The following is an 18,302-nucleotide window of genomic DNA, read 5'->3' on the forward strand; positions in this document are numbered from 1 at the left end:
AAGAATACAAATCAAATTAATAAGATTATTGGGTAATCACATAATAAAACGGGAGGTGAAGGATTTGAAAACGAAGGATGATTTTTCAAAAGGGGCTAAAATTACAGATGATGGTCATACATTTGGACCAACAAACGGAGGCAGTGTCAACCACCACTCTCCGCAGTCAGTTCCAAATACAGAAGTAGCTAAAACAGGTAAACAACAAAAGTAATTATAAAATAAAAAACGGAAGGTGCTGAAGTGACCCCCAGTAGTTAGAGAGGTTGTCTAACATAAGAGGGAAGTTCAAGAACTTCCGTTTTCTATTGGTTTATAACTTTTAGGACCATGAGGTAAGATGACATGTCCCCCTTTAACGGCCTCGTAATTCGTAAATGTTTTTCTTGTAGTTTATTCATGTTATATCATAATCTGGAGGGGAAATCATGAGCAAAACAGAAGAATTGAAACAGGAATTGCAGGTCTTGACTGGTCGGCGTGAACGCATGCAGAAGAACCTTTATGAAGTGGAAAAACGTATTAATGAGATTGTTAAGGAATTGAAAAAATAAAATATTTAACGGAGTGGGGGCGTCCCTGTTGATTGTTACTTATTATTTTCGGATTCTCAGCAGGAGGCACTCCCATCACCCTACCCATTAGCTTACTATCCCTCCCAGCGTAAATTCTTACTTGATTGTTTTTGTATGGGTTTTTGACAGAATTATGAACAAAACAAAAATAAACAAATATGTTTTGTTTTGTTTTGTTGATTTATCTTTTGTTTGAGTATATTATAATGGTATAAACAAACAAAAACAAAAACCGGGAATCAGGTGAGTATAATGAATAAAGATATTTTACAATCAAAATTTGTTAATGAAATGAAAGATGCGACAGCTAATTTATACCGTCTAGGTTGGGACGAAAGAAATGGTGGCAACATTAGTTATTTGTTAACAATGGAAGAAGTATATCCATACCTAGATGGGAATAAAGAGGGCCGTACTATACCAATGAATTTTGATGCTTCTTCTTTGGCTGGGCGATATTTTATCGTAACTGGTTCAGGGAAATATTTTAAAAACGTAACGAATGATCCTGCCGTTAATCTTGGACTAATCCGAATCACTGAGGATGGACGACATTATGACATTCTATGGGGCTTTGAAGATGGAGGCGTAGCAACAAGTGAATTACCAACACACTTGATGAACCATATGAAACGTTTAACTGTAGATCCAAATCATCGTGTGATCATGCACTGCCATGCTACTCATTTGTTAGCTATGACTTTTACGCACAGTCTCGACGAGAAAGACTTTACAAAAACTCTTTGGGAAATGTGTACAGAATGTATTGTTGTTTTCCCAGATGGTGTGTCTATTATCCCTTGGATGGTACCTGGAACAGATGCGATTGGTGAAGAAACAGCTGTGAAAATGGAAAATGCAAGACTTGTACTATGGCCACACCACGGAGTATTTGGAGCAGGTACGACAATAGACGAGACGTTCGGATTAATCGAAACCGCTGAAAAAGCAGCTGAAGTTTACACAATCGTTTGTTCACAAGGCGGTAAGAAACAAACGATTTCTGACGAACAACTTCAAACTTTAGCTGATGCATTTAAGGTAATACCAAGAGAAGGGATATTGGAGCTAACAAATGTAAGCAAATAGTTAAGAATCTAAGAACCATTTGTAAGGGTCAAACCTAGCGAATGGTTCTTTATTTCATCTCATAAAATGAAATTTTTTCCTATACTTTTTATAGGACTTTTATACTAAAATGGATATATAACTAAAAAATACTAATGATTGTTTATAAGAGAAGGGTGAAATGAAATGAGTAACACGAATCCATTCTCGTTATTTGATGCGAAGGCAATTCTAACGGAGGACCTACTTAACTTATCCGAAAATGAAAAACAACTGCGTTTTTTAATTGACATGATACAAGAGTTTATCGTTGTTAAGGACGGATTGGGCAGGTGGATAGTAACAAACCTACAAGTTTTAAAAGCATATGAGCTAGAGGGGATCGATTATCGAGGAAAAACAGACTTAGAGTTAGCAGAATTAAAACCAAAATTTAGAGAGTCTTTTGAATATAACACAAGTACTGATCAGCAGGCTTGGATTAAAGGCTCAGCTTTAAAAATTGAGAAAACGATTATGGGTCAAGTATGGGAAGTCATCAAAACTCCTTTCTTTGATGAATCTGGAGAACGTCATCATTTGGTCATTGTCAGTAGAAACATAACCGAGCGGAAAAAAGCAGAGATTCAACTTCAGGAAAGTGAGCGGACATACCGATTGATTACTGAGAATATGAAGGATATTATTATTACGGTCAATGAAGAAGGAAACGTTCTATACTTATCTCCCTCTTTTGAGCATATCCTTGGTTTATCAGCTGAGGAATTTATTGGTAAACCTTTGTTTCTCATTATGCATCCTAATGATGCGCGGAGAATCCACCAAATGATTGAAGATATGGTAGATAGTAGTATCCTAAAGAATAAAATTGAAGGTCGATTACAAAGAGCCGATGGGGATTATATATGGTACGAATCCATTTGTTCGTGTGTTTTTAAGGAAAATGGAGAATTTGATCATATTATTATAGCAGCTCGAGACATTACTGATCGAAAAAACAATGAGTCATACTTAGAAAAGCTTGCTTACCAAGATGCACTTACAGGTGTTTATAATAGACGCTTTCTAATGGAAAAACTACCGAATATTCTATTAGACTCTGAAATAAGTGGAACAAAGGTTGGGTTAATTTACTTTGATATCGACTCATTCAAACATGTTAATGATACGATGGGGCATGAGATAGGGGATCAATTACTTATTCAATTCGTGAAACGAGTTCAATCAAATCTTCGCTTCACGGACCCTATTATACGAAATGGAGGAGATGAGTTTATCGCCATAGTCCCGAACCTACCAAGTGACCATTATATTGTTCCTATTGCGTATATGTTATGCGATTCATTAAGGAAACCTTGGAGGCTAAATGGCAAGGCGGTGGAAGTTACCTCATCATTGGGAGTAGCTGTCTTCCCGAAGGACGGAAATACGGTACAAAGCATTTTATCAAATGCGGATAAAGCCCTTTATAAGGCAAAATTGAAAGGAAAGAGCCGGGTAGAGATATATAAAGAAGAGTTGGGAAAATAAAGGCATTTACCAAGCCTTTATTTTTTTTATTTGATTTAACAATGAGAAATTAGATCGATATAATAATAACAATGTGATTCCAAGTGTGATTAATGAATAAAAGTTTGTGTTGATATTCTAATAAACAGTAGAAAATGGGCGATAATGCTTTGTTTTAATAAGAATTAGCGCTATTTTAATTTACAAACAATTAAGAATCTTTTTAAAAAATAGTTGTTTTACTCAATTTATCTGTTATATACTATAAACACAGAGAAATTATGGATATAAATTAGATCGATTTAATTCCTTCCGATTATATCCCAAAAGTTAGATCAAGTAGGTAAGAGAGGAGGAGATCTAGTTAACGATAAATGTAATTAAATCGATCTCATAAATGAAAGCGTATTCTGAAGAGCTAAATTTTCATAATTTTTCACACGATCAAAGAGGGGTCAGAGGTAAGTTATTGGGAATTTTTGAAAGCGTTATCTTTTTTCAAGATATTTAAATGTTTAGTTTCTAAAATTATCAATAAGGAGTGAATGAGAAATGAAAAGAGTTTTATCATTATTATTCGTCTTATGTTTAATGATTCTAAGTGCGTGTTCACAACAATCTACAAATAATGAGAATAATGAGGAACCGAAGGAATCCAATGTTAAGACCAGTGAGAAATTAATGAAATTAGCAGTCGTAACATCAGAAGATCGATCGCTTACAAAAGGGTTAGTGAAGTTTGGAGAATTAGTAGAAAGTAAAACAAATGGATCCATAAAAGTAGAAGTATATCCAAACGGTCAACTAGGTGGGGATCGCGAAGTATTTGAATCGTTACAATTTGGATCAATTCAAGGAACAACAATGTCAACAGGACCAATCGCTCAGTTTGTTCCTAAGTTTAACGTATTTGACTTACCGTTCTTATTTCCGAATTCTGATGTAGCCTATGGTGTATTAGATGGAAAGATTGGGACTGATTTATTAGCAGAGTTGGAGAGTCAGAATGTAATTGGATTAAACTATTGGGAGAATGGTTTTAGACATTTAACAAATGGTGTAAAGGAAGTAAAAACGCCAGATGATGTAAAAGGATTGAAGATTAGAACTCTTGAAAATGATCTCCATATGGATATCTGGTCTGAATTAGGTGCTAACCCAACTCCTATGGCGTTCACAGAATTATTTGCAGGATTACAGCAAGGGGTAGTCGATGGACAAGAAAATCCAGTAGGAAATGTTACAGCTAATAAATTTTATGAAGTACAAAAATACTTATCGAAGACTGGCCATGTATATAATGCAAGTCCATTCTTAATTAGCAAAGATTTCTGGAATACACTAAGCGATGAGGAAAAAAAGGCAGTACAAGAAGCGGCTGATGAAGCTAGAGATTATCAAAGAGAGTTAAATCAAAAAGAAGATGAAGATGGATATAAATTTCTAACTGAAAATGGTATGACGGTTACTGATATTACAGACGAAGAAAAGGAAGCGTTCCTAGAAAAGGTTAAACCAGTTTATGAAAAGTATTCTGCTAGTATTGGAGAGGAATTTGTAGACGAATTATTAGCAGAAATAAATAATTTGAAAAAATAAGCTACACGAGCTTAAGGGGGAAAATCCCCTTAAGCTTTCATCATATCTTCCGTAATACCTAAATAAATGAAGTATTCTACCTTTAGAAAGAGGTGAATGGAATATGAAATTGTTGCATTGGCTTGACGAGCATTTTGAAGAGTTATTTATAGGCGTTTTTTCTTTTGTAATGGTATTTGTTATTTCTGTGCAGGTATTTATGAGATATGTTCTGCAGGATTCATTACCTTGGTCAGAGGAGTTAGCTAGGTACTGCTTTATTTGGCTAGTGTACTTAGGTATCAGCTATGGAGTGAAAAAGCAAAAACATATGAGTGTGGATGTACTATATTTAGCCCTAAAAGGGAAATCACAAGCTGCCTTGAGGTTAGTAGGGAATTTATTATTTTTGGCATTCGCACTTTTTGGACTGATTTATGGATACCAAATTACAATGAAGCTCCTTACATGGGGGCAGTTGTCACCTGCACTTAGTTTACCAATTGGTTTTGTTTACTTAGCTGGACCAATTGGAATGGGATTAACAGCGATTCGTTTGATTCAGCAAATTGTCCAACAGGTAAAAATTCTTTTTGGGAAAGAAGTTCCACAGTAATAACTGCTCTGTTGATATTTTTATAATGTAATGAAACGGAGGGGAAAACGATGACAGCACTTGTCTTATTTGGCAGTCTTGCTCTATTTTTAATACTTACGGTGCCGATTGGTATTTCAATAGGATTATCAACATTAGTGACCATTTTATACACGGGTTCTATGCCGTTAGAATATTTAGCACAGGGTTTAATCACTTCAATTGATTCATTCCCTCTATTAGCTGTTCCCTTTTTTATTCTAGCTGGGGAGATTATGGGCAAGGGTGGACTATCTGATAGACTATTTAAAGTTGCTAATACGATTGTTGGAGACAAAACAGGTGGTATTGCAATAGCAGCAATTATTACTTGTATGTTTTTTGCAGCCATCTCTGGGTCAGGACCTGCAACTGTTGCTGCTGTTGGAGGGATTATGATACCGGCAATGATCAAACAAGGCTACGACAAGAAATTTGCAACAGCAGTTGTCTGTGCAGCAGGTTCTATAGGTGTAATAATTCCTCCAAGTATTCCGATGGTTATGTACGGAGTAGTTGGTAGTCAATCAATCGGAAAGTTGTTTATCTCTGGAATCTTACCAGGGATATTAGTCGGTGTCGCCTTAATGATTTGGACTTATATATATTCCCGAAAACAAGGGTACAAAGGGATTGGAAAAAGTACTTTTAGAGAATTCTTGAAAGCTACTTGGGATGCAAAATGGGCACTCTTAGTCCCAATCATTATCCTAGGTGGAATTTATGGCGGGATTTTTACTCCTACTGAAGCAGCAGGAGTTGCCGTTGTATACGGATTTATCGCTGGAGTATTCTTATATCGAGAGCTTAAAATTAGGGATATACCTCGAATGCTGATCGATAGTGGTATTACTACAGCAACGATTATGCTTATTGTTGGAACGGCAACTGCATTCGGCCGAATACTTACGGTTGAACAAATTCCGAGTCAAATTACCGAGGGTTTACTCTCTATTTCTGATAACCCGATTATTATTCTTTTGTTAATCAATATCTTACTTTTAATAGTAGGATGTTTTATGGATACGGTTGCAGCTATTATTATTTTAACTCCACTCTTATTGCCCGTAGCAATGAATATTGGGGTAGACCCTATTCACTTTGGTTTAATAATGGTTGTTAATTTAGCAATAGGTTTTATTACACCTCCACTGGGAGTAAATTTATTTGTGGGATCTGGTGTTTCGGGGATTTCAATAGAAGCACTAGCGAAAGCAGTTATGCCCTTCTTTATAGCAATGGTTATTTCACTTCTTATTTTAACTTATATACCACAAGTGTCTTTATTTTTAGTTGAGTTTATGGAATAACAAAGTTGACACTAATACTTATATACTACATAGTAATAGTATATTAATTGATTAACTGTATTATTGGAATTACAGAATAGAAACTAAATTAATTTTGGTGAGCTGGTGATTAAAGATGACGCATAAAAAAAGAGTAACTCTGCAAGATGTAGCAAATCATGCTGGTGTTTCCCGAGCGACAGCATCATTAATTGTTCGTGGCAGTTCTAAAATTGCAGAAAAGACAAAACAGAAGGTATTGAATTCAATGTATGAGCTAGGCTACGTGTATGACAGAGTTGCTGCCAATATGCGTTCACAGTCTTCTTCGACAGTTGGATTAATTATTACCGACATCGCGAATCCATTTTACGCAGAACTACTTAGAGGTGTTCATCATTCATTAGAAGAAGCAGGTTATACTGTATTCCTTGGTACTACTTTTGACTCGGATATGAAACAGGAACAGCTTATATCTAGAATGCTCGAACATCGAGTTGGTGGGATCATTTTATGTCCTGTTTCAGAAAGCTCTAAAAATAGTATTGAACGGGTAAAGTCGATCGATATCCCACTTGTTTTAGCGGTGAGGGAAATTGAAAACGTTACCTGTGATTATGTAGGAATTGACTACGAAGTGGGAGCTCAAATGGCTGTAAACCACCTAATTCATAGAGGGCATAGAAGAATTGCTTTTCTTGGCGGAACATCCCATTCAACTGCTTGGAAGGAAAGGCGGAATGGGTATTGTAGTGCGTTAAAACAAGCGGGTTTAGACATCGATGAGACACTTATTGTGGAAAGTCCGGTTACTAGAGAAGGTGGAATGGGAGCAATTCGTAAAGTGTTATTCCAGGCGAATCCGCCTACGGCTGTCTTCTGTTTTAATGACTTAGTTGCACATGGTGTCATGCTTGGATTAAACGATGCGGGGTTAAAACCAGGACAAGATCTCGCTGTTGTTGGTTTCGATAATAATAATGAGGCACCATTATATAATCCTCCACTAACAACCGTTTCATCATATGCTAGACTTATAGGCTCACAGGCGGCAATTCTGCTTCACCAAAGAATTGTCAATCAAGATCGTGAAAACCAACGAATTATCTTGCAGCCTGAACTGGTAGTAAGAAAGTCCTCGTAACTGATTGTTGACAAAAGGTAGTGAGAAGCCCTTCTCGCTACCTTTTTTGTTTGGGAATGGTGGGAAAAAGGCTGATTTCCGCTCCGGGCGCTTGCTTTCCGGGGGGGCGGGCGGTGAGCCTCCTCGTCGCTGACCCTCCTGCGGGGCCCCGCCCGCGTCCACCCAGAGTGGAAATCTACCTAGACTTATTCCTATTTTTATATGATAAAGCTTAGTTGATAGGCGATAAGTATACATATAATCATAAAAGAAATGGCGAATAAAATATTCCATATTCCCATTCGATAAGAATTTAGTTTTAACTGATCAGCTAATAGTGATACGGATAAGTTAAAAGGACTATACATGACGGATGCTAGGCTACAAGTGATCAGTACAACGGCCAATGAGACTGATGAAATGCTCGGTAAAAGTGGATGGAGTAAAGTTGCTAAAAGTGTAAGAGACACCAAAGGATGAAAACCAATAAGAGATAATACAAGAAAATATCCACCAATTACTAAATAAAGCAATAACCTATGATCTGAAGTTTCTACAAATAGAGTTTGCAAAAAATAAATTAACGTAGATTTCGAAATCATTCCTACCAAGAACCCTGCACTTAAAAACATAAAATAATAATTGGAAAGCCCTTTTGTTCTTTCTATCCATTGTGGAACGGCAACTTTACTATACCTTTTCCCTATACCAACGAAGGATGCCCATAGAAAGGAAATTGGAATGATCATTAATACCATAGAAAAAAGAAAGCCCTTATCAAGGAACCGTTGAACTACCGTAACAACTAATACAAGGATCAGGAGCAATAGGATTAATTCAATAATTTTTTTATATGTTTTTGCTAGATTTATCTGGTCGTTATTTTCGACTTCTATTACCGATCGTGAATGTTTAACATGAGACAGAAGCCAATCGATTAAAATAAACAATAGGACGATTGAAATAATTATTGGAAAAAATTTAAAATAATCGGTATTTGTAATGTCTAGAGATGTCACAACCATAACTTCAAGTGGATTCCATACAAGACAAAGCGCATATGCACGTAAAAGGTTTTGTGTATAAAATTTTTCTTGGCTTTTTTTGGGAATTTGCTGAAGAGTTTTTTTTAAGGAGTTTCTTAGTATTGGAATGGTAGCGATGTTTAAAAATAGTCCTAAAAGATGGCAAACAAGAAAACTCCTTCTGTATAGTTTACTTACGTTCTTAATTCCTTGCTGAAGTAATAAATTCAGATTTTTATCATATTTACCCACTCGAATAAGAGTATTTATAAAGGGGAGAACCAAAAAAAGGGAGAGCATTCCTAGCATTGACTCAAAATGCAAAAATAGATGATACCAGGGAAGATCATTTTTTAAGATGTTGATGAAATATAAACAAAGCCCTATAGATAGAAAGACCAATCCAGAATACAGATAAATTCCTGATGCATGAAAAAAAGCGACGATTAATCCAATGATAGCTACCATACCAGTAATAAAAGGGAGCACAGCACTGGATGTAAAGTTGGATGCAATATACAAAATGATAAGAATTACATATACATAGAATCGCATTGGATTAGGTAACTCCTTTATTATTAGAACGATCTAATTCTTACTAAATAATACTAAACCTCATCATCAACGTCCATAGTTTTTTAAATTATTGGGAAAATTCAGTAAATGTGTTTGCAAACAATCGGAAATCATGTATTATTATGGTAACGCTTTCTTTATTGCTGTTACCATGGTTAAAAGGTGGGGATCTAACTTAACATATTTTTTTATATTTTATTAGATCGATATAATTACTCTTTTTCAGTTTTTGTACAGTAAGAACTATTAAGCAAAGGAGTGAAAGTATGAACAATCTAACCGAATTCGCGCTACCTTCAAGGGCTTATATTTGCGAAGTTGCTCCTCGTGACGGATTCCAAGCTGTAAATCAATGGATTCCTACAGAAGAAAAAGTATCAATCATTCGATCGTTAGCAGAAACAGGGGTTACTACAATCGAGATTACGTCGTTTGTTCATCCAAAGGCAATACCTCAGTTAAAGGATGCTACAGAGGTTGTCAGTTCATGTAATGACTTAAAAAATATTAAATTTAGAGCATTAGTACCAAACGTAAAAGGAGCAGAAAGAGCCATTGAGGCAGGCATAAAGAAGATAAAACTCATGTTATCTGCCACTGACTCACATAGTATCTCTAATGCCAATTGTAGAACGGAAGAAGCTCAGAATGGTTTTTATCCGATCATTGAATTAGCACAGAAAAAAGGGATAGAGGTGGGAGGGTCTATATCCGTAGCCTTTGGATGCCCGTTTGAGGGGAAAGTTCCTCAGGAAAGAATAAATCAGATTGTTTATAGATACGAATCTATGGGTGTCAAAGAAATTTCATTGGCGGATTCCACTGGTGCTGCAAATCCAAAGCAAGTATATGAAATGCTTGGTTATTTACGTAATACTTTTCCCGATATTTTATTTACTTTGCACCTTCATAATACAAGAGGTCTTGCGATTGCAAATGCGGTTAGTGCGTTGCAGCAGGGAATTGTTCATTTTGATAGTTCGATAGCCGGACTTGGAGGATGCCCATATTTACCTGGAGCAACAGGAAATGTCGCGACCGAAGATCTAGTTTATGCTTTTCATGAAATGGGGGTTGAGACGGGAATTGATCTTAATAAGGTTATCCACACTGCAAAGGCTGTAAATCAGAAGCTAGGATGCGACAGTGAAAGCTATATGTTGAAAGCTGGTCCATCTTCTCATTTACACACAAAGGTAACGAGTCAACGGAAAATAGAAAAATAAATGGGTAACGAGATTAGTCTTGGTATGTTGGGGAGGGAAATGATGACAAGACCATTTTCAATTGCGCATCTTACTGCACTAAATTGTACTCCAGCTGAAATCATTCATATTGCTTCTAGAGTGGGTTATGATTTTGTTAGTCTTCGGCCAATTTATATGGGGTTACCGGGAGAGCCCAATTATGACCTTGCAAACAATAAACAGATGATGAGAGATACAAAGGCAGCACTTGCAGACACAGGTTTGAGGTTACTGGATATTGAGTTAGCTAGAATTTTTGATGGAATGGATCCATTGAACTACTTGCCAGCTTTTGAAGTTGCTGCAGAGTTAGGTGGACGCCATGTTCTAAGCAGTATTTGGACAGATAACCGGAATTATGCGATTGAGAAATTTGGAGAAGTCTGTGATCTTGCTAAACAATTTGATCTTACAGTTGAACTTGAATTTGTACCCATAGCAAGCGTCAGGACTCTTGCAGATACGCTTGATATTCTTCATTCTGCAAATCGATCTAACGCTGGAATTATGATCGATACACACCATTTTCACCGTTCAGGAGATCAACTTGAGGACCTCCAAAAAATTCCTAGTTCTTACTTTCGTTACTTCCACCTATGCGATGCTCCTTCTCAACCACCAACATCAGTTGATGAAATGAAGCGGATCCTAAGGGAGGAACGTCTTTATGTTGGCGAAGGGGGAATCGATATTGCTGGTATCGTAAACAGTATACCAGTGAATACACCATGCTCGATTGAAATGCCAAATATTAAACGAGTAAAAGAGCTAGGTTATGAAGAGTACGCGCGACGCTGCTTGGAAACAGCAAAAGAGTTTCTTTCTATTCATACAACCGAAGAGAAATCGTTACGTGAAAAAATCGGTCTGTAATTTTCTGATTAATTTATATTTTCAGTAATATAGAAAATATTTGATTGCTATTCTTTGGAACAAAAGGTACTATTATGTTAACGCTTTCTTTTTTTTAGATCGATCTAATTATTTTGGGTGGTGGTTATTTATGTGGGGATTACATTTGAAAAACCCCGGGGAACTAGAACTAAAAGAATTTCCAGTTGAATCCCCTCTTAAAGAAAACGAAGTTAGAATTAAACTCATTTATGGTGGTATCTGTGGTTCTGATATTGGTGTTTATAAGGGAAAGATTGGTCACGCGAAGTACCCGGTTCGACCTGGTCACGAGTTAGTAGGGAGAGTTATTGAGGTCGGTGAAAAGGTCGATCTTCCCACTGGAACAAAGGTTGTTGTTACACCTAATACTTTTTGTGGCGAATGTGAGAATTGTCAAAGAGGTTATCGAAATATTTGTTCTTTTAAGGAATCTCTTGGAGTCAATGTGGATGGGATATTTTCAGAAGAGATTACCATTTCATCAAAGTATGTCCTTCCAATTCCTGAGGAATTACAAGATGAAAAAGCAGTGTTAATTGAACCATTCGCCGTTATAACCCATGCTTTTGAAAAAGCTTTTATTACAAAAGGTACAACTGTAGGAATCATTGGTTGTGGCACGGAGGGAATGCTTTCAATCGCTTTAGCCAACTTTCTTGGAGCGAAGGTTACTGCGATAGATATTTACCAATCAAAGCTTGAAAAAGTAAAAGCTGCTTTTGGAGTTAATACCGTTTTAGCTCATGAAGTGAAGGACGAAAAGTTTGATGTTGTAATTGAAGCGGCTGGAGTAAAACAGGCTGTAGAACAAGCGGTACGAGTGGTTAAACAAGGGGGATCCGTCATTTTAATAGGTCTAACTCCAGAAGCAACTCTGCCAATTGTACAGATTGTAAGAAATGAAATTACGATTCATGGATCAATTATTTATAATTTTCCAGAAGATTTTTCCAAGTGTGTAGACTATCTGCTTAATGATGATTTTGATGTAAAGCCAATTATTTCTAATATTTTCCCTCTTAAAGAGTTTAAAAAGGCATATATTTACGCCATCTCAGGTCAGTGCGGCAAAATATTATTAGATTTCAAAGGAGGCCATATATGAAACAGTTAATATCTTATCAATTGGTAAATTATCTCGAAGAAAGAGGCATTGAACATATTTTTGGACTTTGTGGTCACACAAATATTGCCGTACTTTCTGCTTTAGAGAATAGCAAAATTAAGTTTGTGAATGTTCGACATGAGCAAATTGCCGCGCATATGGCTGATGGCTATGCGAGGGTAAAGAAAAAAGCAGCCGTTCTTTTAAGCCACTTAGGTCCAGGACTCACAAACGCGGCAACGGGAGTGGCGAATGCAGCTTTGGATTCAATACCAATGGTTGTTATTGCTGGCGATGTACCAACTCATTACTACGGCAAGCATCCACATCAAGAAGTGAATTTACATGGTGATGCAACTCAATATGAAATCTATCGTCCTTTTGTCAAAAGAGCATGGAGGGTCGATAGTGCACATCTCTTTCCTGAGATTTTAGAAAAAGCTTTTCAACTAGCTGAAAGCGGCAATCCAGGCCCAGTCTTAATCTCCGTCCCAATGGACATTTTTTCAAAAGAATTAGAAACCTCTTACTTTGAAAAGCAGAAGCTGAATGCAAAGAATCTTTATAAGCCATCAATTGACAACGAAACAGCAAAGAAAATCATCCAAACGCTAGCTGAAGCAAAAAGTCCGATCTTTTATGTAGGTGGAGGGATCTTATTAGCTGATGCAGCAGAGCAGCTTAGAGAACTAGTAGATCGATTGAATATGCCTGTAGCCCATTCCTTAATGGGGAAAGGCGCAGTTTCTGATGATCATCCATTGACTCTAGGTATGACAGGTTTTTGGGGAACTAAATTTATAAATGACAAATGCAAGGCCGCAGATTACGTCTTAGGTTTAGGTACTCGCTTTGCCGAGGCAGATAGTAGTTCATGGGAACCGGAATACACGTTCAACTTCCCTCCAACGAAATTAATACAAATAGATATTGATCCGAGTGAAATTGGAAGGAACTACCCAGTAGAAATTGGTGTAGTAGCCGATTTAAAACAGGCCTTAACCGTGTTAAATCGAGTAGCCGAAGAAATGTTTCCATACGGGGTACAACGTGATTCCCTTGATACATTAAAAGAAGAAATTGTGAAAAATCGGAATGAGTTCAAGGAAAGCAATCGAAAGTTTATTGAAGATGAATCATTCCCAATGATGCCACAACGAATTGTTGACGAAGTACGTCAAGTCCTCCCTAAAGATGCTCTTATTACAACGGATGTTGGGTGGAACAAAAATGGAGTAGGTCAGCAGTTTCCTATCTATGAGGCAGGGTCCATTCTTACTCCTGGAGGATACGCTACGATGGGATTTGGAGCACCAGCAGCACTCGGTGCAAAAATTGCAGCACCAAATCGAATCGTTGTTTCATTAGTGGGTGACGGTGGTTTTGGTCAAAATCCAGCTGTATTAGCAACAGCAGCAGAGGGAAATATCCCGGTTGTTTGGGTCATTATGAATAATTTTGCATTCGGCACTATCGCAGGTCTGCAAAAAGCTCATTTTGGTACGACTTTAGGGACTGTCTTCCAAAAAGATGGAGAACCTTACTCTCCAGATTATGCAGCAATTGCAAGAGCTTACGGGGTGGAAGGGATCAAGGTTCAGTCTGCAGGAGAATTCAAGCCAGCATTAGAAAAAGCCATTAAAGCGAATAAGCCAGTCGTTATTGATGTAGCGATGCTGAATAACCCAGTACCTACCGATGGACATTGGAACATTATGGACATTTATTCTCCTGGGAAAAGTGTACACCACGTTTCTGTCTGATAAATAAGGAATTTAATAATTCTGCTAAGCTGAAATAAGATCGATCTACTAAGCTATCAAATTTGTAGGAGGTAATGTTATTGTCTACCAATGCAGTCAAAAAACAAACCGAACTCACGGAAGAACAACAAAAGGAATTAGATCTTGCGTTTGAGAAAGCAAAAAAGGCAATGGATATGATTGAGTCTTATAGTCAGGAAAAGCTGGATCGCTTATGCCAGGCAGTCGCATGGGCAGTATCCAATAAAAAAACTTTTACTGAATTAGTTGATATGGGAATTGAGGAAAGTAAGCTAGGTGACCGTGTGAGTCGAATGGGAAAACGAATGAAAATTCGAGGGATTTTACGAGATGCCCTTCGACAAAAAAGCGTGGGTGCTATTGAGGAAATACCTGAAAAAGGAATTGTAAAATATGCGAAGCCCGTAGGTATTATCGGTTCGATTGTGCCAACAACGAATCCTGATCTAACCCCAGCAGGTACGGCTATTTATGCAATTAAGGCACGAGATGCTGTTATCTTTTCACCGCATCCTCGTTCGAAAAAAACTACTTTTGAAACTGTTAGGCTCATGAGGGAAGCGCTTGAGAAGGAAGGAGCACCAGCTGATCTTCTTCAGTGCTTAACATTAGTTAATATACCAATGACAAAAGCACTCATGTCAAGGGCAGACCTAGTCCTTGCTACGGGTGGGAAAGATATGGTCAAAAGTGCGTATAGTTCAGGGACACCGGCTTACGGTGTAGGAGCCGGTAACTCAACGATGATCATTGATGATACAGCTGATGTGAAGGAAGCGGCACTAAATACCATGCTTAGTAAAACATCAGACTTTGGTTCTGGTTGTTCAGCAGATGGAAATTTAATTATTAGTGACAAAGTATATGAGGCAATGCTAGAAGAATTGGTGAATGTGGGTGGCTACTTAGCAAATGATGACGAAAAAGCTAGCCTTCGTTCTGTTATGTGGGATGCAGAGGGGCATCGTCTTCCTAACACGGTCGCTGTTGCTCCGCAACAATTAGCTAAAGAAGCGGGCTTTTCGATTCCTGAAGATCGAAAATTCATCATTGTAAAAGGCGATCAAATCGGAAAAGAATACCCTTATTCAGGGGAAAAATTAACCACATTGTTAGCGGTGTATAAATATGAAGGTGAGTTTGAACATGCACTTGATATGATGAGAGCCATTTATGAAGTGGGAGGAAAAGGACATTCATGTGGTATTTACTCGTTTAACGACGATCATATTCATCGCCTTGGATTAGCGGCACCGGTGAGCCGGATTATGGTTCGCCAAGCCCAGTCAAAAGCAAACGCTGGTTCGTTTACGAATGGTATGCCAATGACATCAAGCCTTGGTTGTGGAACATGGGGAGGAAATATCATCTCAGAGAACGTGAATCTTAAGCATTATATGAACTATACTTGGGTGTCGAAACCAATTCCAGAAGATAAACCTTCTGATGCAGAGTTATTTGGTGAATTTTTTGATCCAGAGCTAGAAAAATAAGATCGTTAGATAGATAAAGAGGCAGACTCGTAGAAACAATAAATTGTGACTTTTGAGTAGCCTCTTTATTTTCATCTATAATACCTCTACTTGAAATTTAAGGAGGTGATGCTAAATGTAGATAAAATTGAAAGCGTATACAATTATTGAGAGCTACAGAGTTTTCTATACTTAACTATCCTATTTACACCATTACTAACGTTACAAGGGTGTTGTTAGGGGGTAACAGAAGCGATTCAGTAATGTACGTAAAAGGTAAATATGAGGAGGAAGATGATGTCTAAACTGAGGAAACAATTTAAGATTTTCTTAGCATTGATTATGGTCGTCATGTTAGTACCAAGCTCTCCATTTGCATCTGCTGCAATTGGAGACAACATTACAAATGCAGAGTTTATCGGAAAGATTTCTAACTATTTCGCGTGGCCACACCCTAGTGATTACAACGATATTTGGAAAGCACCACTTAAACAGTTTAATGACGTAAAAACGACAGATCCTTTGGGGAAGCAGATAGAGGCAGCTTATGAGGAAGGTATTATAAGTCCTGATGCTTCAGGTAACTTCAATCCAGATAGTGAGATTTCTCGAGAAGATGCAGCTGTGATACTCGTAGATGCATTTAAAATCGCAGAGTCCGATCAGGCTGCACCTTTTACAGACTATGAAATGATAAGTTCAGAGGCTAGAGGAAGCGTCAATGCCTTAGTAGAATTAGGTTATATGACTGGAAAGACAGCAAAGCTATTTAAGCCTAATGAGCCTATTAAAAGATCTGAGGTAAATCGAATATTTGATAAGATTACAAGCACGATGGTCACTCCAGTCCAAGCACTTCCAAAACAAAATACACTTGCTCCAAGAAGATACGTTAAACTTTATACTCCAACTCCAGGTGCAACCATCTATTACACAACTGACGGTTCAACTCCAACTACATCAAGTCAAATATATTCAGTAGAGTCAAAAGGTCATATAAATGAAATGTTAAGTAATAGTCAATTACCTGAGCGAACAGTGGTATACAAGGCTATTGCAGTAAAGGATGGCATGATCACAAGTCCAGAACAGACTTTCACTTGGAAACTCTATCGTCCGGCCGTTGCTGATTTTCAGCATACTCTTATTCAGGAAGGCACAAGTACTAGTCCAGCCATATACCAAATATACAATGATTCAGAGTCTGTTCGTCCGATGGCTTGGTATATAGAAGGGCAGGATAAGGGTATTTTATTCGATGCATTACAAACTAGATACGATGTTAAAAACTTAAAAGAATATATTGATCAAAATATTTCTAGAAAACCTTACTCAGTAGTCGTTGGGCACGCACATGGAGATCATATGGCACAAGTACCAAACTTTATTGACGATCATGAGGTATTTATCAATGAAAGAGGTTGGGCAGCCATTGGGGTGCAAGTCCTAAACAATAGCGAACACCAGGCAAAAATAAAAAATGTCGACGAGGGTGATGTGATTGACATAGGCGGAAGTGAACTACATGTATACGCTTTGCCTGGGCACGACCACAGTGATATTATCCTACAGGACAAGAAAAACGGTTTAGTATTCGCTTCTGATATTTACGGCTGTACCCGAGCAGGTTCTGCGGATAACGTGAATGTGTCTGGAGTTCGTACAGACCTATTCCTCTCACTGGTTCAACAAACGTATTCAAACTTGAAAAAAGATGGGGGCAAGATTACCAAGATTTTTACAGGTCACGACGAATCATCCCTTCAACCTAGTCACCTAGGGTTATATGAAGCTGCCGTGCAGCAGGTAATTGATAAAGGAGAAGCGGGTACTTCTCCAACTCTACGTGGCAATAATGATGCTCCAAATAGCAGGACAACAATTATTGGTGACATGTGGAAGGATGGAACCAACTGGATTGCCATAAAACTACCTGGAATAAAAGGTGACAATACTGAGTATTTAACATCAGCTCCTATTAATTACAATGGTGAAGGCGGTTACTTGAAATATTCTGTCCTTTCTAATATTGAATTTGAAGGTGGGGAACTGGTCGGTAAAACAGTACAGTTTGCACCGGATTCTAGACCATTCTTATGGGCAGGTGAGACAATGACGGTAAGCAACTCCTTGCCAAATAAATTTGACCCATGGTCTTATAACTATACAGTTAAAGTGCCTGAGGCTAATGATGAAATAACCGTTATTCCTACAACCATGTCTACTAAAGTAAAGTCAATCAGAATTAACGGCAAAAAAGTAGATTATCGTTCAGCCAATAAGGTGGCGGTTTCGAATGGCTCCGTTATTAAAATTGAAATAGTAGCACCTGACAAAGTAACAACAAGTACCTATACCTTCAAGGTAGAAAAATATTAAATGTCTTCGTAGGAACCATATAGTACTAGAATGGTTCCTACGAT

15 protein-coding genes are annotated in these 18,302 nt (G+C 37.6%); 14 read left to right on the forward strand and 1 reads right to left on the reverse strand.

Going from position 1 to position 18,302, the window contains the following annotated elements:
- Positions 1–64 precede the first annotated feature (64 nt).
- The 8 genes from ACRX5O_RS11285 to ACRX5O_RS11320 all read left to right on the forward strand — a co-directional run bounded on the left by ACRX5O_RS11285 (position 65) and on the right by ACRX5O_RS11320 (position 7,797).
- Complete coding sequence (locus tag ACRX5O_RS11285) at positions 65–214, forward strand: hypothetical protein (protein ID WP_433906033.1); 150 nt, start codon at positions 65–67, stop codon at positions 212–214.
- A gap of 214 nt (positions 215–428) precedes the next feature.
- Positions 429–554: a hypothetical protein gene (locus ACRX5O_RS11290; protein ID WP_391558090.1), complete on the forward strand. Its 126-nt coding sequence runs from the start codon at positions 429–431 to the stop codon at positions 552–554.
- A 273-nt stretch (positions 555–827) separates the two neighbouring features.
- Positions 828–1,664 carry a rhamnulose-1-phosphate aldolase gene (gene rhaD, locus ACRX5O_RS11295; protein WP_433906034.1) on the forward strand — a complete coding sequence of 279 codons (837 nt, stop codon included), beginning with the start codon at positions 828–830 and terminating at the stop codon, positions 1,662–1,664.
- A gap of 165 nt (positions 1,665–1,829) precedes the next feature.
- Positions 1,830–3,173: a diguanylate cyclase gene (locus ACRX5O_RS11300; RefSeq protein WP_433906035.1), complete on the forward strand. Its 1,344-nt coding sequence runs from the start codon at positions 1,830–1,832 to the stop codon at positions 3,171–3,173.
- A 531-nt stretch (positions 3,174–3,704) separates the two neighbouring features.
- Complete coding sequence (locus tag ACRX5O_RS11305; RefSeq protein WP_433906036.1) at positions 3,705–4,751, forward strand: TRAP transporter substrate-binding protein; 1,047 nt, start codon at positions 3,705–3,707, stop codon at positions 4,749–4,751.
- A gap of 103 nt (positions 4,752–4,854) precedes the next feature.
- Positions 4,855–5,346 carry a TRAP transporter small permease gene (locus ACRX5O_RS11310; RefSeq protein WP_433906037.1) on the forward strand — a complete coding sequence of 164 codons (492 nt, stop codon included), beginning with the start codon at positions 4,855–4,857 and terminating at the stop codon, positions 5,344–5,346.
- A 50-nt stretch (positions 5,347–5,396) separates the two neighbouring features.
- Positions 5,397–6,674, forward strand: coding sequence for a TRAP transporter large permease (locus ACRX5O_RS11315; RefSeq protein WP_433906038.1), 1,278 nt, complete (start codon positions 5,397–5,399; stop codon positions 6,672–6,674).
- 115 nt (positions 6,675–6,789) lie between these two features.
- Positions 6,790–7,797, forward strand: a complete 1,008-nt coding sequence (locus ACRX5O_RS11320) for a LacI family DNA-binding transcriptional regulator (RefSeq protein ID WP_433906039.1) — start codon at positions 6,790–6,792, stop codon at positions 7,795–7,797.
- A 197-nt stretch (positions 7,798–7,994) separates the two neighbouring features.
- Here ACRX5O_RS11320 and ACRX5O_RS11325 read toward each other — a convergent pair whose 3' ends face one another.
- Positions 7,995–9,356, reverse strand: coding sequence for a hypothetical protein (locus ACRX5O_RS11325; RefSeq protein WP_433906040.1), 1,362 nt, complete (start codon positions 9,354–9,356; stop codon positions 7,995–7,997).
- A gap of 287 nt (positions 9,357–9,643) precedes the next feature.
- Between ACRX5O_RS11325 and ACRX5O_RS11330 the strand changes: the two genes are divergently transcribed.
- From ACRX5O_RS11330 to ACRX5O_RS11355, 6 genes are all read left to right on the forward strand, one after another.
- On the forward strand, positions 9,644–10,603 hold the full coding sequence (locus tag ACRX5O_RS11330; RefSeq protein WP_433906041.1) for a hydroxymethylglutaryl-CoA lyase: 960 nt from the start codon (positions 9,644–9,646) through the stop codon (positions 10,601–10,603).
- Positions 10,604–10,645: 42 nt separating this feature from the next.
- Positions 10,646–11,497 carry a sugar phosphate isomerase/epimerase family protein gene (locus ACRX5O_RS11335; RefSeq protein WP_433906042.1) on the forward strand — a complete coding sequence of 284 codons (852 nt, stop codon included), beginning with the start codon at positions 10,646–10,648 and terminating at the stop codon, positions 11,495–11,497.
- 145 nt (positions 11,498–11,642) lie between these two features.
- Positions 11,643–12,623 (forward strand): zinc-dependent alcohol dehydrogenase, encoded by a 981-nt coding sequence (locus ACRX5O_RS11340; RefSeq protein ID WP_433906043.1) that lies wholly within the window; start codon positions 11,643–11,645, stop codon positions 12,621–12,623.
- Entirely contained in the window at positions 12,620–14,386 is a 1,767-nt protein-coding gene (locus ACRX5O_RS11345; protein WP_433906044.1) for a thiamine pyrophosphate-binding protein, read from the forward strand. Before ACRX5O_RS11340 ends, ACRX5O_RS11345 begins: the two co-directional genes overlap by 4 nt.
- An 80-nt stretch (positions 14,387–14,466) precedes the next feature.
- Complete coding sequence (locus ACRX5O_RS11350; protein ID WP_433906045.1) at positions 14,467–15,900, forward strand: aldehyde dehydrogenase family protein; 1,434 nt, start codon at positions 14,467–14,469, stop codon at positions 15,898–15,900.
- A gap of 276 nt (positions 15,901–16,176) precedes the next feature.
- On the forward strand, positions 16,177–18,258 hold the full coding sequence (locus ACRX5O_RS11355; protein ID WP_433906046.1) for an S-layer homology domain-containing protein: 2,082 nt from the start codon (positions 16,177–16,179) through the stop codon (positions 18,256–18,258).
- Positions 18,259–18,302: the final 44 nt, after the last annotated feature.

Source organism: Robertmurraya mesotrionivorans (genome assembly GCF_050971805.1).
In the GTDB taxonomy this organism is placed as follows: Bacteria; Bacillota; Bacilli; order Bacillales; family Cytobacillaceae; genus Robertmurraya_A.

Coding starts and splice junctions, on each gene's coding strand:
- ACRX5O_RS11290 (WP_391558090.1), top strand. CDS start 429: ATGAGCAAAACAGAAGAATTGAAACAGGAATTGCAGGTCTTGACTGGT.
- rhaD (WP_433906034.1), top strand. CDS start 828: ATGAATAAAGATATTTTACAATCAAAATTTGTTAATGAAATGAAAGAT.
- ACRX5O_RS11300 (WP_433906035.1), top strand. CDS start 1,830: ATGAGTAACACGAATCCATTCTCGTTATTTGATGCGAAGGCAATTCTA.
- ACRX5O_RS11305 (WP_433906036.1), top strand. CDS start 3,705: ATGAAAAGAGTTTTATCATTATTATTCGTCTTATGTTTAATGATTCTA.
- ACRX5O_RS11310 (WP_433906037.1), top strand. CDS start 4,855: ATGAAATTGTTGCATTGGCTTGACGAGCATTTTGAAGAGTTATTTATA.
- ACRX5O_RS11315 (WP_433906038.1), top strand. CDS start 5,397: ATGACAGCACTTGTCTTATTTGGCAGTCTTGCTCTATTTTTAATACTT.
- ACRX5O_RS11320 (WP_433906039.1), top strand. CDS start 6,790: ATGACGCATAAAAAAAGAGTAACTCTGCAAGATGTAGCAAATCATGCT.
- ACRX5O_RS11325 (WP_433906040.1), bottom strand. CDS start 9,356: ATGCGATTCTATGTATATGTAATTCTTATCATTTTGTATATTGCATCC.
- ACRX5O_RS11330 (WP_433906041.1), top strand. CDS start 9,644: ATGAACAATCTAACCGAATTCGCGCTACCTTCAAGGGCTTATATTTGC.
- ACRX5O_RS11335 (WP_433906042.1), top strand. CDS start 10,646: ATGACAAGACCATTTTCAATTGCGCATCTTACTGCACTAAATTGTACT.
- ACRX5O_RS11345 (WP_433906044.1), top strand. CDS start 12,620: ATGAAACAGTTAATATCTTATCAATTGGTAAATTATCTCGAAGAAAGA.
- ACRX5O_RS11355 (WP_433906046.1), top strand. CDS start 16,177: ATGTCTAAACTGAGGAAACAATTTAAGATTTTCTTAGCATTGATTATG.